Origin of the sequence: Burkholderia cepacia (assembly GCF_029962485.1) — a bacterium.
In the GTDB taxonomy this organism is placed as follows: domain Bacteria; phylum Pseudomonadota; class Gammaproteobacteria; order Burkholderiales; family Burkholderiaceae; genus Burkholderia.
The window spans coordinates 592,614-616,529 of sequence record NZ_CP073639.1 but is presented as its reverse complement, the minus strand read 5'-3'; the positions used below and the strand labels follow the sequence as shown (position 1 = coordinate 616,529).

At 66.2% G+C, this 23,916-nt stretch carries 20 protein-coding genes and 1 pseudogene; 16 read left to right on the top strand and 5 right to left on the bottom strand.

Translation table 11 applies throughout. The features are described from left to right. Positions 1–9 precede the first annotated feature (9 nt). Positions 10–1,398: an MFS transporter gene (locus KEC55_RS33815; protein ID WP_282511824.1), complete on the bottom strand. Its 1,389-nt coding sequence runs from the start codon at positions 1,396–1,398 to the stop codon at positions 10–12. Positions 1,399–1,529: 131 nt separating this feature from the next. Beyond that, a complete protein-coding gene (locus tag KEC55_RS33810; RefSeq protein ID WP_282511822.1) occupies positions 1,530–2,453 on the bottom strand; it encodes a LysR family transcriptional regulator in 924 nt (307 codons plus the stop codon). Positions 2,454–2,572: 119 nt separating this feature from the next. On the opposite strand from KEC55_RS33810, the gene KEC55_RS33805 reads away from it, so the two are divergent. The 5 genes and pseudogenes from KEC55_RS33805 to KEC55_RS33785 all read left to right on the top strand — a co-directional run. Further along, positions 2,573–3,151, top strand: coding sequence for a YceI family protein (locus KEC55_RS33805; RefSeq protein WP_282511820.1), 579 nt, complete (start codon positions 2,573–2,575; stop codon positions 3,149–3,151). A 27-nt stretch (positions 3,152–3,178) separates the two neighbouring features. Beyond that, a complete protein-coding gene (locus KEC55_RS33800; RefSeq protein WP_282511818.1) occupies positions 3,179–3,784 on the top strand; it encodes an FMN-dependent NADH-azoreductase in 606 nt (201 codons plus the stop codon). A 36-nt stretch (positions 3,785–3,820) separates the two neighbouring features. Beyond that, positions 3,821–4,672 carry a pirin family protein gene (locus tag KEC55_RS33795; RefSeq protein ID WP_282511816.1) on the top strand — a complete coding sequence of 284 codons (852 nt, stop codon included), beginning with the start codon at positions 3,821–3,823 and terminating at the stop codon, positions 4,670–4,672. An 18-nt stretch (positions 4,673–4,690) separates the two neighbouring features. Continuing rightward, the gene (locus KEC55_RS33790; protein ID WP_282511814.1) at positions 4,691–6,142 is read left to right on the top strand and encodes a DHA2 family efflux MFS transporter permease subunit; all 1,452 of its coding nucleotides are present in this window, start codon (positions 4,691–4,693) and stop codon (positions 6,140–6,142) included. A 45-nt stretch (positions 6,143–6,187) separates the two neighbouring features. Next, positions 6,188–6,308, top strand: a pseudogene (locus KEC55_RS33785) (IS3-like element ISDet2 family transposase); the annotation flags it as partial. A 20-nt stretch (positions 6,309–6,328) separates the two neighbouring features. Here KEC55_RS33785 and KEC55_RS33780 read toward each other — a convergent pair. Further along, the gene (locus KEC55_RS33780; RefSeq protein WP_282511812.1) at positions 6,329–8,674 is read right to left on the bottom strand and encodes a sensor histidine kinase; all 2,346 of its coding nucleotides are present in this window, start codon (positions 8,672–8,674) and stop codon (positions 6,329–6,331) included. Continuing rightward, a complete protein-coding gene (locus tag KEC55_RS33775) occupies positions 8,667–9,500 on the bottom strand; it encodes a response regulator transcription factor (RefSeq protein WP_282511810.1) in 834 nt (277 codons plus the stop codon). The genes KEC55_RS33780 and KEC55_RS33775 overlap by 8 nt, the downstream gene beginning before the upstream one ends. 1,438 nt (positions 9,501–10,938) lie before the next feature. On the opposite strand from KEC55_RS33775, the gene KEC55_RS35085 reads away from it, so the two are divergent. From KEC55_RS35085 to KEC55_RS33750, 3 genes are all read left to right on the top strand, one after another. After that, positions 10,939–15,957 (top strand): YadA-like family protein, encoded by a 5,019-nt coding sequence (locus KEC55_RS35085; protein ID WP_348995973.1) that lies wholly within the window; start codon positions 10,939–10,941, stop codon positions 15,955–15,957. 126 nt (positions 15,958–16,083) lie between these two features. After that, positions 16,084–16,746: an OmpA family protein gene (locus tag KEC55_RS33755; RefSeq protein ID WP_282513104.1), complete on the top strand. Its 663-nt coding sequence runs from the start codon at positions 16,084–16,086 to the stop codon at positions 16,744–16,746. An 85-nt stretch (positions 16,747–16,831) separates the two neighbouring features. Beyond that, complete coding sequence (locus KEC55_RS33750) at positions 16,832–17,008, top strand: hypothetical protein (protein ID WP_432626327.1); 177 nt, start codon at positions 16,832–16,834, stop codon at positions 17,006–17,008. Between the two features lie 183 nt (positions 17,009–17,191). Here the strand turns inward: KEC55_RS33750 and KEC55_RS33745 are convergent, their stop codons facing one another. Then, the gene (locus KEC55_RS33745; RefSeq protein WP_175952373.1) at positions 17,192–17,380 is read right to left on the bottom strand and encodes a hypothetical protein; all 189 of its coding nucleotides are present in this window, start codon (positions 17,378–17,380) and stop codon (positions 17,192–17,194) included. 163 nt (positions 17,381–17,543) lie between these two features. On the opposite strand from KEC55_RS33745, the gene KEC55_RS33740 reads away from it, so the two are divergent. From KEC55_RS33740 to KEC55_RS33705, 8 genes are all read left to right on the top strand, one after another. Continuing rightward, positions 17,544–17,759: a DUF3820 family protein gene (locus KEC55_RS33740; RefSeq protein WP_282511803.1), complete on the top strand. Its 216-nt coding sequence runs from the start codon at positions 17,544–17,546 to the stop codon at positions 17,757–17,759. Positions 17,760–17,878: 119 nt separating this feature from the next. Then, a complete protein-coding gene (locus KEC55_RS33735; RefSeq protein ID WP_043184322.1) occupies positions 17,879–18,388 on the top strand; it encodes a hypothetical protein in 510 nt (169 codons plus the stop codon). 207 nt (positions 18,389–18,595) lie between these two features. Beyond that, the gene (locus KEC55_RS33730) at positions 18,596–19,111 is read left to right on the top strand and encodes a hypothetical protein (RefSeq protein ID WP_282511791.1); all 516 of its coding nucleotides are present in this window, start codon (positions 18,596–18,598) and stop codon (positions 19,109–19,111) included. Between the two features lie 104 nt (positions 19,112–19,215). Next, entirely contained in the window at positions 19,216–20,367 is a 1,152-nt protein-coding gene (locus KEC55_RS33725) for a cytochrome c oxidase subunit II (RefSeq protein ID WP_282511789.1), read from the top strand. Positions 20,368–20,380: 13 nt separating this feature from the next. Further along, a complete protein-coding gene (ctaD, locus tag KEC55_RS33720; RefSeq protein ID WP_282511787.1) occupies positions 20,381–22,135 on the top strand; it encodes a cytochrome c oxidase subunit I in 1,755 nt (584 codons plus the stop codon). Then, positions 22,132–22,743: a cytochrome c oxidase subunit 3 gene (locus KEC55_RS33715; protein ID WP_282511785.1), complete on the top strand. Its 612-nt coding sequence runs from the start codon at positions 22,132–22,134 to the stop codon at positions 22,741–22,743. Before ctaD ends, KEC55_RS33715 begins: the two co-directional genes overlap by 4 nt. Further along, complete coding sequence (locus KEC55_RS33710) at positions 22,740–23,474, top strand: heme-copper oxidase subunit III family protein (protein WP_282513102.1); 735 nt, start codon at positions 22,740–22,742, stop codon at positions 23,472–23,474. The genes KEC55_RS33715 and KEC55_RS33710 overlap by 4 nt, the downstream gene beginning before the upstream one ends. An 8-nt stretch (positions 23,475–23,482) precedes the next feature. Continuing rightward, positions 23,483–23,824 (top strand): cytochrome C oxidase subunit IV family protein, encoded by a 342-nt coding sequence (locus KEC55_RS33705; RefSeq protein ID WP_282511783.1) that lies wholly within the window; start codon positions 23,483–23,485, stop codon positions 23,822–23,824. Positions 23,825–23,916 lie beyond the last annotated feature (92 nt).

The following is a 23,916-nucleotide window of genomic DNA, read 5'->3' as shown; positions in this document are numbered from 1 at the left end:
CGGCTATCGTCAGGTATTCGCGGAAACCTCCGCCGCAGAACTCACGACCGCCCCCGTCGACTCATCGGCCAGCGCCCAGCGCTTCACGAGCCCCGCGATCACGAGCACGGCCACCGCGCCGGCCAGCGGCGCGACGGCCATGATCGGGAGAATCTGGCCGAGCCCCAGCCCCGCGCTCAGGAGCGCCGCGCCGGCAAACGCGCTGCCGATCGCACCCAGCCGGCCGAACGCATGCATCCAGCTCAATCCGGTCGAGCGTGCGACGGTCGGATAGAAGCGCGCGGTCAGCGCATTCATGCCGGTATTCGTGCCGGGAACGAACCACCCCCACGCAAAGGCGAGCACCTGCAGGGCCCAGAACGTCGACTGCATCCCGTGCACGGCCCAGAGCGACAGTGCCGCCAGGCAAAAACTCGCGGCGATCACGCGGTAGCGGTCGAAGCGATCCATCAGCCAGCCGATCGCGACCGAGCCCAGCGTGCCGCCCCAGTTCAGGAAGCCGACCATGATCGCGCCCTGCGCGCTCGTATAACCGGCGTCTTTTGCCATCGTCGGCAGCCAGTTGTACAGCAGGTAAAGGACGAACAGCCCGACGAAATAGCACAGCCAGATCAGGACCGTGCCCGCGACATAGCGCTTCGACAGGATCGTGCCGATCGCACCGCCTTTCACCTTCGGTTGCGCGGGCAGGAAGAATGTCGTATCGGCGGCCACGCGCGTACGGCCGATCGCGGAAAGGATCTTCGCAATCAGTTCGGGACGCTTGTGCTGAACCGTGAGGAATGCGACTGATTCGGGCAGCCAGCGCATCAGGATCGGGACGCAGACCACCGCCAGCGCACCACCCACCGTCAGCATCGTGCGCCACCCGTAGCTCGGGATGATCCAGGCCGCGATGAACCCGCACAGCGCGGCGCCGACCGTGAATCCGCTGTACACGACCGTCACGAGGAACGAGCGCCGGCGTTCCGGCACGTACTCGGACCACAGCGTCACGACGTTCGGCATCACGGCGCCGAGGCCGAGCCCGGTGACGAAGCGGATCGGCAGCATCGTCGCGAGCGACGTCGCGTGCGCGGTGGCCAGCGTGCCGACGCCGATGATCAGCACGCTCGCGACCAGCACGCGCTTGCGGCCGAAGCGGTCGGCGATCGGCCCGCCCAGCAGCGCGCCCGCCGCCAGACCGAACAGCGCGGCGCTGAGCACCGGCGCCAGTGCGCTCTTCGTGACGCCCCATTCCTTGATGAGTTCCGGCACGACGAAGCCGATGATGACGGTATCCCAGCCGTCCAGCGAGATCACGACGAATGTGAGCAGCCCGACGAGCCACTGAAACGGGCTGACGGGACGTTCGTCGATGAATTCCCGGACGTTGATGGCGCTTGCTGATGCCGGCATGGCTGTCTCCTGCGATGGGGCCCCGGGCCCTGGCATGGGCGTCGGTTGCTACCCGACGCGATGCCCCGCAGTGTTCGTGCGCCGATATTCCGCGTCCAACAAGAAATTCCGTTCGCCGCGACAACGAAACCTTATCGGTCGGCCGCGTGCTCCGGGTACCCCGGTATCCCCTGGCCCAGCTTTTCCAGCAGGAATTCGGCGACGAGCGTGACCGCGGGCGGCAACGGCGGGCGGCTCGTGTAGACGAGCTGCAGCCCGAGGCCTGTGCTCGAGCGTCGATAGGACGGCAGCACGCGCACCATCCTGCCTTGCTCGATCGCCGGCTCGACGAGCAACTGCGGCACCAGCGCGATGCCGAGCCCGGCGATGCAGGCTTGCACGACCACGCGCATGTCGTTGACCGAGAAGCGGCCTGCGATCGAGATTTCCTGCGTGCCGCGCGGCCCCTGCAGCCGCCACATGCTGCGCCCTTGGCGGCTCGATACCGTGAGGCAATCGTGGTCGGCGAGGTCGCGCGGCGTGCGTGGCGCGCCGCGCCGTTCGAGGTAGGCAGGGCTGGCGGCGAGGATCATCGTGCCCGGCGCGATCCGGCGCACGCGGAAGCTGCCGCCCGTCTCGACGCCGATGCGCAAGGCGAGGTCGATACGCTCGGCGATCAGGTCGGACGGCGTGTCGTCGAGCAGGAAGTCGATGCTGATCTGCGGATAGCGGGCATAGAACTCGGCCAGCCATTCCAGCTTGAAAAATTCGAACAGGCCGGCCATCGCCGTCACGCGAACCGTGCCGGACGGTTCCTGCCCGTCCGCATGCATCCGCTCGATCTCGAAGATCCGGTCGAGGGCCGGCGCATAGCGCTCGAACAGCGCCTGGCCTTCGGTGCTCGGTGCGAGCTTGCGGGTCGAGCGATGCAGCAGGCGCGTGCCGATCTGCCCTTCGAGCTGGTCGATGCGCCGGCTCAGCGTATTGGCCGGCATGCGCAGGCGTCGCGCGGCCTCCGAGAAGCTGCCGGCCCGGACGACCTGGACGAACAGCGCGAGATCATTCAGATCGAGCATCGGATTCCTCCAAAAATGGATTAATCAAATCCTATTTATCCGTCTAGTGTAAAGCGGATTCAATCTCCATACTGGTCTCACGCTACAAACGAACCCCCTGATGTTTCAAGGAGATTGAATTGAACAAGACCCTGACGATCGCGGCCGGCGCACTGGCCGCATCGCTGTCGTTTTCCGCATTCGCCGCCGCATCGACGTACCAGCTCGATCCGGACCACACGTACCCGAGCTTCGAAGCCGATCACATCGGCGGCCTGTCGGTGTGGCGTGGCAAGTTCGACAAATCGAGCGGCACCGTGACGCTCGACCGCGCGGCGAAGACCGGCACGGTCGAAGTGACGACCGCGATTGCGTCGGTTCATACGGGCAGCACGAAGCTCGACCAGGACCTGCAATCGAACCAGTTCTTCGACGCGTCGAAGTTCCCGGAAGCGACCTACAAGGGCGCGATCACGTTCAACGGCGACCGGCCGGCGACGGTGGTCGGCAATCTCACGATGCACGGCGTGACGCGTCCGCTCACGCTGAAGATCGATTCGTTCAAGTGCATGCCGCATCCGATGCTCAAGCGCGAAGTGTGCGGCGTCGACGCGGTGGGTGAGTTCGACCGCAGCGAGTTCGGCGTCGATTTCGGCAAGGCATACGGCTTCAACATGAAGACGCGCCTGCTGATCACGGCCGAAGCCCTCAAGCAGTAACCCTGTCATCCCGTTCGGAGAATCCTCATGAAACTGCTGCACATCGATTCCAGCATCCTCGGCCAAGGCTCGGTCAGCCGCGAACTGTCGGCAGAGATCGTCGCCAATTTCCGCGCCCGCGATCCGGGCCTCACGGTCACGCGCCTCGATCTTGCCGTCACGCCGATCGGCCACCTGACCGGCCAGCACCTCGCCGCCGCGCAAGGCGCACCCGTCGACGACGCGCTGAAGGCGGACGTCGAGATCGGCCAGCGTGCGCTCGACGAGTTCCTCGCGACCGACATCGTGGTCATCGGTGCACCGATGTACAACTTCGGCATCGCGTCGCAACTGAAGGCGTGGATCGACCGCATCTCCGTGGCCGGCAAGACGTTCCGCTATACCGAGAACGGGCCGGAGGGGCTGTCCGGCGGCAAGAAGCTGGTCATCGCATCGTCGCGCGGCGGCGTGTACAGCGCAGGCTCGCCGGTCGCGTCCTTCGATCATCAGGAAACCTATCTGCGGGACGCGTTCGGTTTTCTCGGCATCACGGACATCACGTTCATTCGCGCGGAAGGCGTCGCGATGGGGCCGGACAAGCGCAGCGGCGCCATTGCATCGGCGAAGGAAGCGGCGGCGGCTCTCGCGGCCTGACGCAACGGGCCGGCTGCCGGCCACAGGAGAACCACCATGTTGAATGCCCTCGAACCCGTTTCGCAGGCCACCGTCGCCGGTCGTCACGTCGTGTTCCGCACGCACGGCCACGCGCATGGCCCGGTCGTGCGGATGGCGAGCCCGTCCGACGTCGGCGAGATGATCAAGCCGTTCGTCTTTCTCGACCTGGTCGATACGCAGGCGCCGATCGGGGCGCAGGCCTTCGGCTGGCATCCGCATTCGGGCATCGCGACGCTGACGCTCGCGATCGACGGACGCGGCACCTACGCCGAATCCACCGGCCACGAAGGCACGATGGCGCCTGGCGACATCGAATGGATGAGCGCCGGGCGCGGCGTCTGGCATACGGGTTCGGTCGTGCCGCCGGTCAAGGCGTTCCAGCTATGGGTCGCGTTGCCACCGGGGCGCGAGCTGGCGCCGGCGTTCAGCCAGCACCTGTCGATCGACGACATCCCGACCGACGGCCCGGCACGCGTGCTGCTCGGCCGCCACGGCGACGCGGTCAGCCCGATCGATGCGCCGGCGGGCATCAACTACCTGGTCGTGCAACTGAAGGCCGGCGAGCGCTGGATCTGCCGGCCGCCGCAGGGCCACCGGGTCGGCTGGACGGCCGTGATGGACGGCAGCCTGCGTACGCCGGATGCGGTCGGCCAGGGTGAACTGGTCGTGTTCGACGCGTCCGACGCCGCGATCGAATTCGAGGCCGTGGCCGATACGCGCTTCGTGGTCGGCACCGCGATCCCGCATCCGCACGAGCTCCATCTGGGTTACTACTCGGTGCATACGAGCGCGGCCGCGCTGGCGGAAGGCGAACGCGAAATCGTGCGCATCGGCCACGAACTGCGCGCCACGGGCGTGATGCGCTGATTCGACGGGAGCGGTTTCATGACGACGCACGGGATCGACGAGCGCAAGCGCTGGCTGGCGCTGATCGTGCTCTGCCTGGGCATGCTGATGATCGTGCTGGACACGACCATCGTGAACGTCGCGCTGCCGTCCATCCGGGCCGACCTCCGCTTTGCCGAGACGTCGCTCGTCTGGGTGGTGAACGCGTACCTGCTGACCTTCGGCGGCTTCCTGCTGCTCGGCGGGCGGCTCGGTGACCTGTACGGCCACCGCCGGCTGTTTCTGCGCGGCATCGCGCTGTTCACGCTCGCATCGGTTGCGTGCGGGCTCGCGAACACGCAAGGACTGCTGATCGCGGCGCGCGCGGTGCAGGGGCTCGGCGGTGCGTTGGTGTCGGCCGTATCGCTGTCGATCATCATGAACCTGTTCACGTCGCCGGCCGACCGCGCGAAGGCGATGGGTGTGTACGGGTTCGTCGCCGCGAGCGGCGGCAGCCTCGGTGTGCTGCTCGGCGGCGTGCTGACCAGCGCGTTGAGCTGGCACTGGATCTTTCTCGTCAACCTGCCGATCGGCGTGGCCGTGTATGCCGCGTGCACGGCGCTGCTGCCGGCGCGCACGCCGCCGGCCGAACGTGCACCGCTGGATCTCGCGGGGGCGGCGACCGTTACCGGGTCGCTGATGCTGGCCGTCTACGCGATCGTGCATGGCCATGCGGCAGGCTGGACGTCGGCGCAGACGCTCGTCCAGCTCGGTGCCGCGATCGCGCTCGCGATTGCGTTCGTCGTCGTCGAGTCGCGTGTGGCGCATCCGCTGATGCCGCTGGGCCTGTTCGCGCGGCGCAACGTGGCCGCCGCCAACGCGGTGGGCGTGCTGTGGGCGGCCGCGATGTTCGCGTGGTCGTTCATTTCCGCGCTATACCTGCAGCGCGTGCTGCACTACGGCGCGATGCAGGTCGGGCTCGCGTTCCTGCCGGCCAGCGTCGTCATGGCGGGTTTTTCGCTGGGCGTGTCGCCGAAGCTGGTGATGCGGTTCGGGATTCGCGCGACGCTGTCGTCCGGCCTGCTGGTCGCGTCGTCCGGGCTGATGTTGCTGGCGCGCGCGCCGGATGGTGGCCGCTTCGTCGCGGACGTGCTGCCCGGCATGCTGCTGATGGGCCTTGGGGCCAGTGCGGTCTTCAACCCGGTGATGCTGGCCGCGATGAGCGACGTGACACCCGACGAGTCGGGGCTTGCATCGGGCGCCGTCAACACGTCGTTCATGATGGGCGGCGCGCTCGGGCTGGCGATCCTCGCGAGTCTGGCGGCTGCCCGCACCGAGGGGCTGGTGGCGGCCGGCGCCGACGCCGTCGGCGCGCTCAATCGCGGCTACCACCTCGCGTTCCTGCTGGGCGCCGGCTCGGCGGTCGCGGCGTCGGCGCTGGCCTGGGCGTTCATCCGGGCGCGCATGCCCGCGCCGGCGCACGGCGATGCGCAGTCCGCCGCGTCGATCTGAATCGGGCCCGCTGCTTCCTTTTCCCTTACGGCTTCACGGCCGGCGTTCGCTGGTAAGGCGTTGGATGCATGGGCCTACGAAGTCGGCGTCACGCTGTCGTTCATTCGGCCTGGCAAGCCGGTGGAGAGTGCCTGATATCGAAAGTTTCAACGGGCGGTCCCGCGATGCGCGTGCGCCGCTACACCATCACGCCGGCCCGGCGGCGTCCGCCTCGTTGTCGAACGAAGCATCCGCGACACGCGCACGTTTGAGCGAGCCGGCCAGCTTTTCGATCGCGTGCAAGTCCAGCGTATCGAGATGCTCGCGCACGTGCTGCGCGAAGGCTTCGTAATCCGGCGCATCCGCAACCTGGCCGAGCCATTCCTCGATATCGGTGAGCCGCCCGTCGCGGGCGAGCAGGATCAGTTCGTCGAGCGCATCGTCTGGCGGGCCATCCATCGCGGGCGCGATGCGTTCCGGCCCGGCTTCGTCGCCCGGATGAAACCGCCGGACGAGTTCCGACGCCGGCACGAGCGCATGTCCGACGGCCGGCACGACGATCGCGAACGAGAACGCCGTGCCGACGCCCGGCTGGCTCGCGACGGCCAGCTCGCCGCCCATCGCGCCGACGATACGCTGCGCGATGAACAGGCCGAGCCCGGTTCCGCCGTTGACGGCCTGCACCTGCTGGTACGCACGAAAGATGTCGCGGGTGCCGCTGATGTCGATTCCGATGCCCGTATCGGCAACCTCGAACAGCAGGCGCCATGCGTCGCCTTCGCGCGACGCATGCACCGCCAGCGTGACCGTGCCGTCGCGCGTGAACTTCGATGCGTTCGACAGGAGGTTCAGCAGCACCTGCTGCAGCCGCATCCCGTCGATCGATACCGTGCGCGGCAGCGGCGTGGCCGGCCGGTAGACGAACCGGTTGTCCTGCTGCGCGCACAGCGCGAGTGCATAGTGGCCGATGTCGTCGAGCAGGCCGGGCAGGTCGGTCGCGTCCGGCGACACGCCGAGCGGCTGCAGTTCGGCCTTCGTGAACGCGAGCAGTTCGTCGATCAGCGTGAGCTGGTAGCGGATGCTCCGGTCGATCGAGCGAATCAGCCGCGCCTGGCCGAGCGTCGCGCCTTGCAGCAGCAGCTTCGCATAGCCGTTGATCGTCGACAGCGGCGCACGCAGGTCGTGGCTGACATAGCCGAGCGTCTCGATCTTCTGCTGCATGTGGGTCGTCACCTGCTGCAACGCGTCGTTGAGCGCGACCGTGCGTCTCGCGACTTCGTCGCGCAGGCGATCCTGTTCGGTGAGCTGCCAGTGTTCGAGCCGCTTGCGCGCCTCGGTGCGCTGACGGCCCACGTGGTGGATCCACGCGGCCAGCACCAGCAGGTGCGTGGCGAGCCCGACGATCGCGATGACGGGGTTCGGATAGATGTCGGACTTCAGCCAGGACAGCACGGGCGGCAGCGCGTTCATGCCGTCGAGCACGCGGATCAGCATGTTGAAGGTGGCAATCGCAATTGCGATCAGCATCACGCGGCCGGTCGGCGTCCGGCGGATCGCGAGCAACAGCGCGAGGCTGATGTTGACGATCCCCAGCACCGCGTTCAGCCGCAGGCAGAACCACGTGAAAGTCAGCAGGTCGCCGCATGCGGCGCCGGCCATGCCGATACATTCGAGCGCGAGGAATGCCATGTAGACCGCGCGCATCGGCAGCCTGGCCTGCTCGCGCCGGGCGACCATCAGGATGAAGGCGATGAAGCACGCGATCGCCACGTACGCGAAGATCACCTCACCGCGCGCGGACCATTCACGCAGCGCGGGCGGCAACGCCATTGCCGGATAGCCGCGGTACGCCGCTTCGAACAGCGTCGTGCCCAGCGCAAGCGCGGCCAGCACGTAGAACACGCCGCTGCGCGAAAAGAATCCGATCAGCAGCGCGCACCACACGAGCGCGAGCAGCCCGCCGAAGAAACCGAAGTCCCACATCGTCGCGTGCCGTTCCAGTGCATCCCATGCCGCAAGCGTGAATGCCGCCGGCGCGAGCCGCATTTCCTTGCGTGACGTGACGCGGATCAGCACGGGGATGCTTTCGCCCGCGTGCAGCGTGACGTCGAGCGCGGGGTAGCGCGATGGCTGCCCGGCCGTATCGCCGCCGCCTGCGACCGGGAAACGGCTGTCGAGCGTCCACCGGCCGTTCCGGCCGACGTAGAAGTCGGCATGGTCGACGCGCGCGTCGCGAATCACCAGCACCAGCGGGCGGGCGGCGCTGTCACGGTTGACCAGCGTCGCGCGGACCCACCATGTCGACCGCGAGAACTCGATGTTGAACGTCGATGCGCCTGCCGCGGCCGCGCCTTGAACCGGCTCGGCGATGCGCGCGGCGACCTGTTCGGCGGTCATCGTCGTGCTCGCGTCCTCGAACACCGACACGGCTTCAAGTTGCGCGGGGTTCGGCGTCGATGCCGCGCGGGCCGTCGCGCAGGTGACGGCCAGTGCCATCAGAAGCAGCAGCACCGCGCGCCATCCGACCGCCCGCGCCGAATCGCGCCTACGCATCGGGATGATGCCCGCCGGGTGTGGGCGGCGCGTTGACCGCATGGCGCTGGCGCCGCCAGTCGGAGGGCGTGATGCTGAAGCGCTCGCGGAACGCCGTCGCGAAGTTGCCGGGCGTGGAGAACCCGATTTCCTCGGCGATGTCGCCGATCCCCATCGACGTCTCCGCGAGGAAATGCATCGCGGCGCGCAGGCGCGTGTCGCGCAGGTACTCGAACACGGTCTGGCCGAGCTGGTCGCGAAACACGCGCGACAGCCGCTTCTCGTGCGTGCCGACCTGCCGGGCCAGATCCTCGAGCGCCGGCGGATGGCGCAGGTCGCGCAGCAGGACCTCGGCCGCCGCGCGCACGAGGGCCGCATCCGCGTTGTCGGGCATCTCGGGCAGGTGCGCGAACGGCTGGCTGCGCCGCGCGCGCTTCAGGTGGTTGCGGATCCGGGCCAGCACTTCGGTCGGCTCGAATGGCTTGACGATGTAGTCGATCGCGCCGGTTTCGAGCCCCGCGATGCGGTCCTCGAGATCGCCCGCGGCCGTCAGGATGATGACCGGGATGGATTGCGTGGACGGCGTTGACGCCAGCAGCCGGCACGCAGCGAAGCCGTCCATGCGCGGCATGCGGACATCCATCAGGATCAGGTCGGGCGCGATCGCCTGGGCGCGGTGATACGCCTGCAGCCCGTCGAACGCGACGCTGATCCGGCACCGCGCGGCACGCAGGATTTCGGTCAGGAGCCGCAGGTCGTTCGGGCGATCGTCGACGACGAGAATATGTGCGTCACCGAGATGCGGCGTGGTGCGAGGCGGCGCCGAACTGGACGAGCGGGATGACATGGTGGCGGACGCGGTGGAAGGGTGGTCGGTCGGATTGAAAGCATCGCTTTCTGCTCAATTGTTGCGAAAAATTATATGTCGACAACAGTACCGATTGTGAGGATTCCGTGCGGCCTGTGTGGGCATATCCGGCACGGCGCTACGCGGTTTCGGCATCGATGTTCGGCCGAACGAAATGAGAGTGGAAAAACATGCCGAATTGAATTTTAATATCGGTCTTTATTTCCGGATTTTATAGGTTATCAAATCTGATTGGCCCGCAGGATGAATTCGGGTGGATTGTGTCGAGAGACGGTGCCTTTCAATGTGAAATGGAAGTGTCGAGTCAGTCCTGATTCGGTGAGTGTCTTTTGTCTTGTTGGTCAAGAATTATTCCAATAAAAATCGAATTTCGAGTCGCATCGTATGAATGTAAATATCGTCCGCTCGGGAAAAGCTTTTTTCCGTTCTGGAAAAGGTTTGTTTGAACGGATACCTGCACACTAGACCCGGCGCGGCTGGAATCGGTTCTTCGAGGGGAACGGTTTTGCATGGATTCCGTGCCGCTGTCATATTCGGATGACGCGATATTCAATGTGACATCGAATGATGGCAATTCTCAGGATATGGGAATGCGATGGCGGACAAGAAAATTGGCACGAGGGTAATAAAAATTTCATAATTTTCCGAATGCGTTCGTATACAAGATAAGCGGAAAAATTGTGAGGTTGGTCAGGGTGTGACGCATCGACTGGAAAAATCGTCAAGAAAATTCGACCGATCAAATCGATGCGGGGGTCGTTCGGCAAGTCAAGCGCTATTTCCGGAAATTCTGAAATGCGTTTGACTGCCGGCGGAGAGGGTGAGCGGCTGCGCGTGCAGCCTGGCGGTCTGATCCGTCCGGGCGCGATCGCGCGGCGCGTTCTCGAATCAGGCGGGCACGAAAAACATGAATACGACAGGCATGGCAGGTCAACGCACCGGTTCGAGCGAACCGGATGCGCATGCTTCATACCCGGGGACTACTCGGCGTCATCCTCCTCCTGAATGAATCGTGACGGGCTGGCCCGGGGCACGGGCCAGCAGCCGTCCATCTGGCGTCTGAACGACGCCTTCCCGTGAAATTCAAGGTCGCCGCCGGCTCGGCGCGACGGTGCGTGCACGCGGATTCGCGATGCGCGGGGCAGCGTGCCGCCGTCTTTCCTGCGCCATCGGCTTCCGGGATCCGATAACCGGCGAGTGTCGCCGCACGGCGTGCCGACGCACACGTGCGGCGTGCATTCGCGCGATCGCCCTGGTGATCGCGATTGCCGAGCAGCGTTGTTCGATCGTTTAGTTAGTTATCCAAAGCGAGGCGCGAAGCGTCGCGATACAGGCGAGGAGGCAGACGGATGCGTCATCGCCTGCCGTCGTGTTCGCTGCCGCGTTATCCAGCACATGAGAACCGAGGGAACACAAGATGAACAAGTCGTTCAAGTCGATCTGGAATGAAGCACTGGGAGCCTGGGTCGCGGCTTCCGAGCTTGACCGTGCGCGCGGCAAGCGTGTTGCGTCGGCGAGCGGCACGCGCGAGCATGCCGCGAGCGAGGGCGCTGCGAGCCGCGCGGGCATGTCTTCGATGCCGTCGCCGCGACGATTGGCCGTGCTCATGGCGTCAACGTATCTTGTCTTGTTCCATGCGGGCGCGCACGCACAGTACGCGCCGGATGGCGGCTCCGCGACCGGCGGCGTGACGTCGATTTCGATCGGCGTCGGGTCGAGCGCCGCGCAGCAGAACTCCACCGCGCTGGGCAACCTGTCGACGGCGGCGGGTGTTTCCGCCACGGCGCTGGGGCCAGGTGCGCATGCGATGGCCGACGCGTCGACGGCGGTCGGCATCAACTCGCAGGCGACCGGGGTCAACAGCTCGGCGCTCGGGGTGCAGGCGATCGGCAGCGGCGATTATTCGGTGGCGATCGGCAACCTGTCGAGCGCGACCCAAAGCGGCGCGGTAGCGATGGGCAGTGGCGCGGCGGCGACCGGCGTGTCGGCCGTCGGTCTCGGCAACAATGCACTGGCATCCGGCCAGTACGCGGCTGCGGTGGGTCTCGGCGCGAGTGCGGTCGGGACCCAAAGCGTCGCGCTTGGTTATGCGTCGCACGCGACCGATACGGGCTCGGTTTCGATCGGCAACCAGTCGACGAGTTCCGGCGCAGCCGGCGTGGCGGTGGGCAGCGGTGCGCTGACGACCGGCAATTCCTCGATCTCGATGGGCGTCAACAGCGGCGCGAAGGGCGCGACGTCGATCGCGATCGGCTGGGGCGGCACGGCCGGCGTACCGGGCTCGGGCACGCAGTCGCTCGGCACCAGTTCGATCGCGCTGGGCTCGGCCACGACGGCCGGCGCCGATACGGCAATGGCGTTCGGCCTGAACGCCAACGCGTCGGGTGTCAGCTCGATCGCGATGGGTGTGCAGTCGACCGCGACGCAGCAGTTCGCGGTCGCGCTCGGCAATCTAGCGCTCGGGAGCGGCGTATCGGCGACGGCCTTGGGCCCCGGTGCGACGGCGTCGGCCACGAATGCGACGGCGATCGGCATCAACAGCGTCGCGGCCGCGGGTTCCACCATCGCGATCGGCGACAGCAACTCGGTCGCCGCCGCGGCAGGCGCGGGCTCGATCGCCGGCGGCAACAGCTCGAAGGTGTTGAGTGGTCTTGGGGCGGTCGCGCTCGGCCTGGGTCAGACGGTCAGCGGCAACGGCGCGGTGGCGATCGGCGATCCGAGCACCGCGATCGGCACCGGAGCGGTCACGATGGGGTCGAACAACACCGCGAACGGCAACGGTGCGGTCGCGATCGGCAATTCGAACATCGCACAGGGCACGGGCTCGCTCGCGCTCGGCAATACGTCGACGGCTGCGGCGGCCGGTGCGGTGGCGTTCGGCGCATCGGCCGTGGCGCACAATGCAAACGATGTCGCGCTCGGCTCGGGTTCGACGACGGCCGCGCCGAATCCGACGGCCAGCGCGACGATCGGCGGTGTCACGTACAACTTCAACGGCATCAACCCGACCAGCGTCGTCAGCGTCGGCGCGGCGGGCACTGAGCGCCAGATCACCAACGTTGCGGCCGGGCGCATCAGTTCGGCCAGCACGGATGCGATCAACGGGTCGCAGCTCGCTGCGACGAACCAGGCGGTGAATTCGCTGTCGACGTCGACCGCGTCGAGCGTCAGTTCGTTGTCGACGGGGGTGTCGTCGGCCAATAGTGCGATCACGTCGCTGTCCACGTCGACATCGACGGGCATCAGCTCGCTGTCGACGGGGTTGAGTTCGACCAACAGCGCCGTAACGTCATTGTCGACATCCACGTCGACCGGTCTGTCGTCGGCGAATAGCTCGATCACGTCGCTGTCCACATCGACATCGACCGGCATCAGCTCGCTGTCGACGGGCCTGAGTTCGACCAATAGCTCGGTGACTTCGTTGTCGACTTCTACGTCGACCGGGCTGTCGTCGGCCAACAGCGCCATCACGTCGCTGTCCACGTCAACGTCGACGGGCATCAACTCGCTGTCGACGGGGTTGAGTTCGACCAACAGCGCGGTGACTTCGTTGTCGACTTCTACGTCGACCGGGCTGTCGTCGGCCAACAGTTCGATCACGTCGCTGTCCACGTCGACATCGACCGGCATCACCTCGTTGTCGACGGGGTTGAGTTCGACCAATAGCTCGGTGACTTCGTTGTCGACCTCCACGTCGACCGGGTTGTCGTCGGCCAACAGCGCGATCACGTCGCTGTCCACGTCAACGTCGACCGGCATCAGCTCGCTGTCGACGGGGCTGAGTTCGACCAATAGCTCGGTGACTTCGCTGTCGACCTCCACGTCGACCGGGTTGTCGTCGGCCAACAGTGCGATCACGTCGCTGTCCACGTCGACGTCGACCGGCATCAGCTCGCTGTCGACGGGGCTGAGTTCGACCAACAGCGCCGTAACGTCATTGTCGACGTCCACGTCGACCGGTCTGTCGTCGGCGAATAGCTCGATCACGTCGCTGTCCACGTCGACATCGACCGGCATCACCTCGTTGTCGACGGGGTTGAGTTCGACCAATAGCGCGGTGACTTCGTTGTCGACCTCCACGTCGACCGGGTTGTCGTCGGCCAACAGCGCGATCACGTCGTTGTCCACGTCGACGTCGACGGGCATCAACTCGTTGTCAACGGGCCTGAGTTCGACCAACAGTGCGGTGACTTCATTGTCGACGTCCACGTCGACCGGTCTGTCGTCGGCGAATAGCTCGGTCACGTCGTTGTCCACGTCGACGTCAACGGGCATCAGCTCGTTGTCCACCGGCCTGAGCTCGACGAACAGCTCGGTCACGTCGCTGTCGACTTCAACGTCAACGGGCATCAGCTCGCTGTCCACCGGCTTGAGTTCGACGAACAGCTCCATCACGTCGTTGTCGACCTCCACCTCGACGGGCATCGGTTCGTTGTCCACCGGCCTGAGCTCGACGAACAGCGCGGTCACGTCACTGTCCACCGCCACGTCGTCCAGCATCGGCTCGTTGTCCACCGGCCTCAGCTCGACCACGAGCTCGATCTCGTCGCTGTCGACCTCGACCTCGACGATCGTCGGCTCGCTGTCCACCGGCCTGTCGAGCACGAACAGCAACCTGACGTCGCTGTCCACCGCGACGTCGACGGGCATCGGTTCGTTGTCGACCGGCCTCAGCTCGATCGCGTCGAACAACACCAACCTCGGCAACAGCACGGCCGGCGCCATCGGCGGCGGGGCCACCTACGACCCGACGACCGGCACGATCTCCGCGCCTTCGTATGTGACGTACAACAGCGACGGCTCGACGACGATCAACAACAACGTCGGCTCGGCGATCGACAACATCAACGCGCACGGCATCAAGTATTTCCACGCGAACTCGACCGCGCCGGACAGCCAGGCGCTCGGGGTCGACAGCGTCGCGATCGGCCCGAACGCGATCGCGAAGGTGGACGGTAGCATCGCGCTCGGCGCCGGTTCGGTGTCCGATCGCGCGACGGTGCCGGCCTCGGGGACCATCCGCAACGGCAGCGCGTCGATTCCGTTCAACACGACCGACCAGACGCTGCTCGGTGCGGTATCGGTCGGCGACGCGACGAGCAAGACGTATCGCCAGATCACCAACGTCGCGGACGGCACCGGCCAGCAGGACGCGGTGACCGTGCGGCAGCTGGCCGGCGCACTGCAGTCGTTCGCGGTCACGACCACGAAGTACTTCCACGCGAACTCGACGGCCGTGGATTCGCTCGCGGTCGGCGCGGAGTCCGTCGCGGTCGGCCCGACGACGGTAGTCAACGGCGACAACGGCGTGGGTATCGGCAACGGTGCGATCGTCGACGCCACCGCGCCGGGCGGCGTCGCGATCGGCCAGGCGGCAAGCGCCGCGCAGGCCGATGCGATGGCGCTGGGCAGCGGCGCGACGGCCACCGGCGCGCAATCGGTGGCGCAGGGCGCCAACGCGGTCGCGGCGAGCGTCGGCAGTGTCGCGCTCGGTTCGGGCGCGCACGCCACGGCGACCGATGCGCTTGCACTCGGGGCCGGTGCGTCGTCGACGTTCGCGAACAGCATCGCGCTCGGCGCGGGTTCGCTGACCACCGTCGGCGCGCAGACGAACTACATCGCGTACGGCCTGAGCAGCCCGCAGTCGTCGGCTGGCGAAGTCAACATCGGCAACCGGCAGATCACCGGCCTCGCGGCCGGCAAGAACGGCACCGATGCGGTGAACGTGTCGCAGCTCGATTCGGTGGCCAACCAGTTGACGACGCTGATCACGCAGCGCACGTCGAACCTCGGCGGGTCGTACACGACGAATCCGACCGGCTCGAACGTGCCGCCGGGTTCGACGGGATCGAATTCGTCGGCGGGCGGTTCGGGTGCGGTCGCATCGGGCTCGAACAGCACGGCGGTCGGCAACAGCTCGCTGGCGTCCGGCAACGGCTCGACCGCAATCGGCGTCGGCTCGACCGCAACGGGCAACGGCTCGACCGCGATCGGCACGGGCAGCAACGACGGCGGGCGTTCGAACGTCGTCGCGGTCGGCTCGGCGGAGTCGGCGCGCCAGGTCGTCAACGTCGCGGCCGGGACGCAGGGCACCGACGCGGTCAACGTGAACCAGCTGAACGCGGTATCGAACCAGTTCACGCAATCGCTGAACACGGTCAACAACCAGCTCACGCAGATGCAGCAGCAGATCCAGCAGACCGATTCGATGGCGCGTGACGGGATTGCCGCGACGGCCGCCATGGCGTCGATCCCGCACATGGACCGTGACTCGAATTTCGCGATGGGGGTCGGTACGGCGACCTTCCTCGGCCAGAAGGCGATGGCCGTCGGCATGCAGGCGCGGCTCACGGAGAACCTGAAGGCGACGCTGAATGGCGGTTTCGCCGGCAGTCAGCGCGTGGTCGGTGCGGGCATGTTGTATCAGTGGAAGTGATCCTTGCGCATCGAACCGCCCCGGCGTACGGCGCCGGAGCGGTTCGCGCTGAACGAGAACGCATCCGCATGCGGCGCACTGCCGCGCCGCATGCGCGATATCGAATCGATTTTCCGGAGTGAATCAGTGAACAAAATCTCTCTTGCCCTGCTCGTGTCCGTGGCCTCCCTTGCCGCTTGCACGAGCGCGTCCGGGCCGACGTTCAATGCGTACGAACTGCAGCCGAGAAACGGCGTCCGGACGTTTCGTGTCGATTGTCACGGCATCCTGTCGAGCGAAAGGACCTGCATGAAGGTCGCGACGCGCATGTGCGACAAGGAGCCGGTTCGCCGGGTCGATTCGGAGGCGCCGTTCCGCGACGGCGCGGATCCGCGGTCGATCGAGTTCCAGTGCGGCGCGGCGCCCGCAACGCTTCCGGCGCCGGTGGTGGCGGCGCCGGCCGCCGCGGAAAAGGTCAGCCTGACCGGCGATGCGTACTTCGCGACCGACTCCGCAACGCTGACGCCCGCCGCCCGCACGTCCCTCGACGCACTGCTGGGTCGTCAGGCGGACCGGCATTTCTTGGCGGTGACGGTGACCGGCTATACCGACTCGGTCGGTTCGGATGCGCACAATCTCGCGCTGTCGCAGCGGCGGGCCGACGCAGTCGCGTCGTATCTGCGCGAGCATGGCCTGAAGGCCGATTCGGTCACGGCGACGGGCAGAGGGGAAGCCGATCCGGTGAGCACCAACGATACCGTCGAAGGGCGAGCGAGCAATCGGCGCGTGGAGATTTCGCTGCAGAAGTAGCGGGAAGGGGCCGCGAGCGGTACCGGCGCAGGCGGCCGGTTCGCGGCCACATCCAGTTTCGGCGCGATGCGGGGCCCGCGCACCGTTGTTCAAGATCGGGGTCGTCGGTGGCGTCGGGCCGGCCGCGACGGTCGACTTCCTCGACAAGATCGTTCGAAACACGCCGGCTTCGCGCGATCAGGAGCACATCAAGCTGCTGGTCGATCCGACCGACGTGCTCGCTCGCCAATGCGTTGCGTACGCGACGGCTGCGGGTGCTTGAGCGGCTCCGCCGGCCATGCCGCGTTCAACGCAGCGGCCGGTGGATGCCGGATGTGTCGCGCCGTTCAAGCGGCGCACGCGTGGATCGGCCGGTGCCAGCCTGGTTCGATTGCGCGGCGACCGCGCGCGTGATGAAGCAGCTTCCGGAGGCGGACAAGCCGGGCGCACGGCAGCGCACGCCGTGTCAGTGTCTGAGCACGCAAACGGCCACGATTTCGTACCCGGGGTCGGCATGCACGTGCGCCGCCTTTTCTGCTTCCTCATACGAACCAAACGACGTGGCATCTTCAACCGCCGGTGCCATGCCGATATCGCCATCCTCGGCGGTGCACAGGAACTGCTCGCCGGTCTTCACGACGTAGACGGACAACATGATTCCCTCCATCGTTAGCAGGGGGAATTCCAGTCTAGCAGGCCAGAAAAGGGGCACAGGCGGTTTGCAGCGCGCTTTTTCGCGGGGCGGTTGCCGGTGGCGTTGCCGCGTCGAATGTCGGCCCGGCACGCGACAGCAACCTAAAGCCGTGCACAATACGCGCATGCAAACCGCCGACCTCGAACACCTCGTCACCGTCATCATGCCCTTTGGAAAGTACAAGGGCCGACTCATTGCCGACCTGCCCGGGCCGTACCTCAACTGGCTGGCCCGTGAAGGGTTCCCGCGCGGTGAGATCGGCCGGCAGCTTGCGCTGATGCACGAAATCGATCACAACGGCCTGCGGGACTTGCTGGAGCCGCTGCGCAAACGCGGATAGCGTCGATCGGGAGCGAGCGGCTTCGCATGTGGCATCGGTGCTGGCCCTTACACACCTACCGCGTCGCCGTTGCTGACATAGAATGGAAAGAGTAGTTGACGGCAAAAAGGGGTGCCAACATGAGACGCCTTTATTTCCTCGTACCCGATACGCAGATGGCCAAGGCGATCGTCGATGACCTATTGCGTGCGCGGATCATCTGGCGACATATCCACGTTCTCGCCGACCACAGCGTCACACTCGATCAGTTACCCGAAGCATCGTTGCTGCAAAGCAGCGATGTCGTGCATGCGCTGGAGCGCGGCGTCGCGCTTGGCGGCGCGGCGGGTGCGCTGATCGGCCTCGTCGCGCTGGTATTTCCCCCGGCGGAGCTCGTGATCGCAGGCGGCGCCGTCGTCGGGTTGACGTTGGCCGGAGCGGGTTTCGGGGCGTGGACCGCCGCGATGATCGGCATCGCCGAGCCGAACGCGCGACTCCAGCGATTTCGCGAGGCCATACAGGAAGGCCAGATCCTGATCATGGCCGACGTGCCGGCATTGCGAGAGCAGGAAATCGAAGAGATGGTCGCCCAGCATTTTCCGAAGGCGGACCTGGAAGGCGCCGAGCCTACGACACCGATCTTCCCCTGACGCGCGACAGCAAGCTGGCCTGCCCGATACGCGGGTTCATCGACGCATGTCGTCGAGCGCACGGCCGCGGGCGGCGCGCGGGGGGCGTTCGCACGTTGCGCGGGCAACCCGGTCCGCGCTTCCGAATCGCGCAAGAGACGCAGGCCCGACGCGCGTGACGCCCTCGGAACCGAAGCGCCGACGTCGAACCGTCGGCAAGGAGGTCGTATGGAACTGCACATTCAATCGCACCATTGGGAGCGTCGTACGCCAGACTGGGTCGCCGCCGCCGTGGCCGGTCTCGCAGGCGGTGCGCTAGTGATCGCGCTGGAATTCGTCTGGTCGACACTCGTGCTCGGCTCGAGCCCGTGGCAACCGACACACAAGATCGCGGCGATGGTGATGGGCCGCAGCGCGCTCGGCCAGATGACGCAATTCAACCTTGAAATCGTGGCGATGGCGCTGCTGCTGCACTACGTGCTCGGCGCGATCATGGGGATGATGCTCGCCGCGATCATGGCGCCTTTCCGCTTCGATTCGAGCCTGGGCATGGAAGCCGCCATCGGGCTGGCGTTCGGGATCGTCGCATATGGGTGGAACTTCTACGTCATGACGGCCGTGTTCCCGTGGTTCGTCTCCGAGCGGGGTTCCGGGCCCTTGCTGGCCAACCTGTTGTTCGGCGTGGTTGCGGCCATCACCTACGGCAGGCTGGAGCGATTGCGCAAGCAGAACGTGGACGACTGACACATCGCGTGTCCCGCCGCGCCGAGTTTGACCACGCAGCGTTCGCGGGAGACACGGAACCCGGTGTCGGCGGCTCCGGCGAGTGACACGCAGCGAGGCGGCCTATGGCGCTTGCGATTGCCCTGATCCTGATCGTCATAGTGGCGGTCGGGTTTCACTTTGCCAGTCCCTGGTGGATCACGCCGATTGCGTCGAACTGGGTGCGCATGGACGACATGCTGACGATCACGCTCGTCATTACCGGCGTGTTGTTCATCGCGATCAACCTGTTCATCGCGATCGCCCTGGTGCGCTATCGCCATCGCAGCGGGCATCGCGCGGCCTACGAGCCGCACAACCGGCGGCTCGAATGGTGGCTGATCGGCCTGACCGCCGCCGGCGTGGCGGCGTTGCTGGCGCCGGGTCTCTTCGTCTACGCGGACTACGTCCGGCCGCCGCGCAACGTGCTGCAGATGGAAGTGCTCGGCCAGCAATGGCAATGGCGCTTCCGCTTCGCCGGCCCCGGCGGCAAGCTGGGCACGACGGACGTGCGCTACATCAGCAACGACAATCCCTTCGGGCTGAACCCCGCCGACCCTAACGGCCGCGACAACTACCTGATCGAAACACCCGAGGTGCACCTGCCGCTCAACCGGCCGATCCAGGTCCTGACACGGTCGCGCGACGTGCTGCACGACTTCTACGTCCCGCCGTTCCGGGCGCGCATGAACATGGTGCCCGGCATGGTGACCACCTTCTGGTTCACGCCGACCAAGGCGGGGCGCTACGACATCCTGTGCGCGCAGCTCTGCGGCATCGGGCACTCGAACATGCGCGGTGTGGTGGTGGTGGAAGACGAAGCATCGTTCTCGCGCTGGCTGGCGCAGCAGACCACGTTCGCGCAACGGCAGCAGGCCAGGGTGCAAGCTGCACCCGCTGCGGCCGGCGGCAGCGCCCAGGCACTGGCCGATCTGGGCAAGACGCTCGCGGCGGCCAAGGGCTGCGTCGCGTGCCATACCGTGGACGGCACCCCGCGCGTGGGCCCGACCTGGAAAGGCCTGTACGGCAAGACCGAAACGATGGCCGACGGCAGCACCGCGAAGGTGGACGAAGCCTATCTGCGTGCGTTCATCCGCGACCCGACGGCTCGCGTCGTGAAGGGCTTCTCGCCGATCATGCCGCACTTCGACCTGAGCGACCAGGAACTGGCTGCGCTGGTCGCGTATATCGAGGCGCAAGGCGGGCCACCGCCCGCCAGTACCGCGGCCAGGCAGTAGCGGAGCAGAAACCATGACCTATGCGCACACCGACCACGCCCCGCACAGCTTCTGGACACGCTATGTCTGGAGCCAGGACCACAAGGTCATCGCCGTGCAGTACGCGCTGACGGCCATCTCGATCGGCCTGGTCGGCCTCGTGTTGTCCGACCTGATGCGGCTGCAGCTCGGCTTTCCGGGCAAGTTCGCTTTCATCGACGCGAACCATTACTACCAGTTCGTCACGATGCACGGGATGATCATGGTGATCTACCTGCTGACGGCGCTGTTCCTGGGCGGCTTCGGCAACTACCTGATCCCGCTGATGCTGGGCGCGCGCGACATGGTGTTCCCGTTTCTCAACATGCTGAGCTACTGGGTCTACCTGCTGGCCGTGCTGGTGCTGGTGGCGAGTTTCTTCGTGCCGGGCGGGCCGACCGGCGCGGGCTGGACGCTGTATCCGCCGCAGGCGATCCTGCCGGGCACGCCGGGCGTGGAGTGGGGCATCGTGCTGATGCTCGTGTCGCTGGCGATCTTCATCGTCGCGGCGACGATGGGCGGCCTGAACTACGTGACCACCACGCTGCAGGCGCGCACGCGCGGCATGACGCTGATGCGCATGCCGCTCACGGTATGGGGCATCTTCATTGCGACCATCATGGCGCTGCTGGCATTTCCGGCGCTGTTCGTGTCGGCGGTGATGATGCTGCTCGACCGGACGCTCGGCACAAGTTTCTTCATACCGGCCGTGGTGTCGATGGGGCAGACGCTCAAGCACGCCGGCGGCAGCCCGCTGCTGTTCCAGCACCTGTTCTGGTTCTTCGGGCATCCGGAGGTCTACATCGTCGCGCTGCCGGCCTTCGGCATTGCGTCGGACCTGATCAGCACGCATGCGCGCAAGAGCATCTTCGGCTATCGGATGATGGTGTGGGCGATCGTGATCATCGGCGCGCTGAGCTTCGTGGTCTGGGCGCACCACATGTTCATCGCCGGCATGAATCCGTATTTCGGCTTCTTCTTCGCGACGACCACGCTGATCATCGCCGTCCCGACCGCCCTCAAGGTCTACAACTGGGTGCTGACGCTGTGGCGCGGCGATATTCACCTGACCGTGCCGATGCTGTTTGCGATCGGCTTCATCAGCACCTTCGTGCTGGGCGGGCTGACCGGGCTCTACCTCGGCAACGTGAGCGTGGACATCCCGCTGTCGAACACGTATTTCGTGGTCGCGCACTTCCATATGGTGATGGCCGTGTCGCCGATCCTGGTGGTGTTCGGCGGCCTCTACCACTGGTACCCGAAGGTGACGGGCCGCATGCTCGACGACACGCTCGGGCGCGCACACTTCTGGATCACCTTCGTCGGCACCTATGCGATCTACTTCCCGATGCACTATCTCGGGATTCTCGGCATGCCGCGACGCTATTACGCGTATCAGGGCTATAGCTTCATTCCGCATTCGGCGCAGACGCTCAACACCTTCATCACCATCGTCGCGCTGATCGTCGCGGCGGCGCAGCTGCTGTTCCTGTTCAACCTGGCGTGGAGCCTCGTGCACGGCAAGCGTGCCGACGGCAATCCGTGGCGGGCCACCACGCTGGAGTGGCAGACGCCGCAAACGCCGCCCGCGCACGGCAACTGGGGCGCCGCGCTGCCCGTGGTTTATCGCGGGGCATACGAATACAGTCCGCCGGGGCAAGAGGAAGACTTCGTGCCGCAAAACCAGCCGCCTGCGACGACGCCCGAACCGGCCCACCCCGCGCTTCACCCCGGTGAGGCACACGAATGACCACGCTGCCGCGCCCCTTCGTTCACGACGCGCCGCCGGGCTTGCCGAATGCGGGCCGCGTTGGTCTGATCGTCTTCATGGCGGTCGCGACGACGTTATTTTCGCTGTTGCTGCTCGCCTATGCGATGCGCATGCGCGAGCCCGACTGGCAGCCGATTCCGCATCCGGCGCTGCTGTGGTGGAACACCGGCGCGCTGGCGCTGGCCAGCGTCGCCATGCAGCGTGCCCGGCACCTGACCGCGCACCGCACCACGTGGCTCGTGTGCGGCGGCGTGCTGGCGGCCGTGTTCGTGGCCGGGCAACTGACCGCGTGGCACATGCTGTCGGCGGCCGGGCAGGCCGTCGCCGCCAATCCGTCCGACAGCTTCCTCTACCTGCTCACCGGCCTGCACGGCGTGCACGTCCTGGGCGGGCTGGTGGCGTGGGCGATGACGATCGCGCAGCTCAGGCGCGCGAACCCGTTCCGGGTGCAGCACGCCATCGCGCTGTGCGCGCTCTACTGGCATTTCCTGCTCGCGGTCTGGCTCGTGCTGCTGGCGGCGATGTGGTGGCTGACGCCCGGGATTGTCGCCGCCGTCTGCGGGCCGCTGTATGGAGCCGCACCATGACCACACCTACGGCCCCCACCGGATCCGCGGCCGGGTCGCCCGCGGGCCCGCCCGCCGACGCTTCGCCTGCCGACACCCGGCCCGACGGCTGGCGCGGCATCGTCACGGACTGGTCGGCCGATCGCGAAGCCTTCAAGGTGCCGTGGGGCAAGGCGATGATGTGGATCTTCCTGCTGTCGGACACCTTCGTCTTCAGCAGTTTCCTGATCGGCTACATGACGGTGCGCATGTCGACCACGGCGCCGTGGCCCGATACGTCGAAGGTGTTCGGGCTTTCGGTCGGCGGCCTGGATGTGCCGTTGCTGCTGATCGCCATCATGACGTTCATCCTGATCACCAGCAGCGGCACCATGGCGATGGCCGTCAACTTCGGCTACCGGCGCAACGCCAAACGTGCCGGCATGCTGTTGCTCGCGACCGCGCTGCTGGGCGCGGCCTTCGTGTCGATGCAGGCCCTCGAATGGACCAAGCTGATCGTTCATGAAGGTATCCGGCCATGGGGCAACCCGCTGGGCGCGGCGCAGTTCGGCGCGTGCTTCTTCACGATCACCGGGTTCCACGGCTTTCACGTGACCTGCGGCGTGATTTATCTGTTGCTGGTTGCACGCAAGATCATGCGGCCGGGGTTCGTCGAGCACGGCAACTTCCAGATTGTCGAGATCGCCGGCCTGTACTGGCACTTCGTCGACCTGGTGTGGGTGTTCATCTTCGCGCTGTTCTATTTGTGGTGAGGCAGGCCATGGACCATACCGATCCCGCCGATCGACCCGACGCCGCGCACGGCCAGCAGCATCCGATCGGCCTCTATCTGAAGATCTGGGGCCTGCTGTTCCTGCTCAGCACGATGTCGTACCTGGTCGATTACTTCCACGTGCAGGGCCTGTTGCGCTGGGTGCTGATCGTCGTGCTGATGATCGCCAAGGCCGGGCTGATCGTGTCGATCTTCATGCACATGATGTGGGAGCGGCTGGCACTGGTGTACGCGATACTGATTCCGCCCCTTTGCCTGCTGGTGCTCATGGTGCTGATGGCTGCCGAAGCGCATCACACGTTCGGGATGCGGGAGCTGTTCTTTCGCTGATTCCCCTGGTGGCCTTCCTCCGGCCGCCTGCCCATGACGTCCGCAGGGTCGTCATGGAAAACTGTATGAATATACAGTATAGTACCCGTCGA

Excerpts from the sequence above, each read along its gene's own strand:
- KEC55_RS33815 (WP_282511824.1), bottom strand. The coding sequence starts at position 1,398 with ATGCCGGCATCAGCAAGCGCCATCAACGTCCGGGAATTCATCGACGAA.
- KEC55_RS33810 (WP_282511822.1), bottom strand. The coding sequence starts at position 2,453 with ATGCTCGATCTGAATGATCTCGCGCTGTTCGTCCAGGTCGTCCGGGCC.
- KEC55_RS33800 (WP_282511818.1), top strand. The coding sequence starts at position 3,179 with ATGAAACTGCTGCACATCGATTCCAGCATCCTCGGCCAAGGCTCGGTC.
- KEC55_RS33795 (WP_282511816.1), top strand. The coding sequence starts at position 3,821 with ATGTTGAATGCCCTCGAACCCGTTTCGCAGGCCACCGTCGCCGGTCGT.
- KEC55_RS33790 (WP_282511814.1), top strand. The coding sequence starts at position 4,691 with ATGACGACGCACGGGATCGACGAGCGCAAGCGCTGGCTGGCGCTGATC.
- KEC55_RS33780 (WP_282511812.1), bottom strand. The coding sequence starts at position 8,674 with ATGCGTAGGCGCGATTCGGCGCGGGCGGTCGGATGGCGCGCGGTGCTG.
- KEC55_RS33775 (WP_282511810.1), bottom strand. The coding sequence starts at position 9,500 with ATGTCATCCCGCTCGTCCAGTTCGGCGCCGCCTCGCACCACGCCGCAT.
- KEC55_RS35085 (WP_348995973.1), top strand. The coding sequence starts at position 10,939 with ATGAACAAGTCGTTCAAGTCGATCTGGAATGAAGCACTGGGAGCCTGG.
- KEC55_RS33745 (WP_175952373.1), bottom strand. The coding sequence starts at position 17,380 with ATGTTGTCCGTCTACGTCGTGAAGACCGGCGAGCAGTTCCTGTGCACC.
- KEC55_RS33740 (WP_282511803.1), top strand. The coding sequence starts at position 17,544 with ATGCAAACCGCCGACCTCGAACACCTCGTCACCGTCATCATGCCCTTT.
- KEC55_RS33735 (WP_043184322.1), top strand. The coding sequence starts at position 17,879 with ATGAGACGCCTTTATTTCCTCGTACCCGATACGCAGATGGCCAAGGCG.
- KEC55_RS33730 (WP_282511791.1), top strand. The coding sequence starts at position 18,596 with ATGGAACTGCACATTCAATCGCACCATTGGGAGCGTCGTACGCCAGAC.
- KEC55_RS33725 (WP_282511789.1), top strand. The coding sequence starts at position 19,216 with ATGGCGCTTGCGATTGCCCTGATCCTGATCGTCATAGTGGCGGTCGGG.
- ctaD (WP_282511787.1), top strand. The coding sequence starts at position 20,381 with ATGACCTATGCGCACACCGACCACGCCCCGCACAGCTTCTGGACACGC.
- KEC55_RS33715 (WP_282511785.1), top strand. The coding sequence starts at position 22,132 with ATGACCACGCTGCCGCGCCCCTTCGTTCACGACGCGCCGCCGGGCTTG.
- KEC55_RS33710 (WP_282513102.1), top strand. The coding sequence starts at position 22,740 with ATGACCACACCTACGGCCCCCACCGGATCCGCGGCCGGGTCGCCCGCG.
- KEC55_RS33705 (WP_282511783.1), top strand. The coding sequence starts at position 23,483 with ATGGACCATACCGATCCCGCCGATCGACCCGACGCCGCGCACGGCCAG.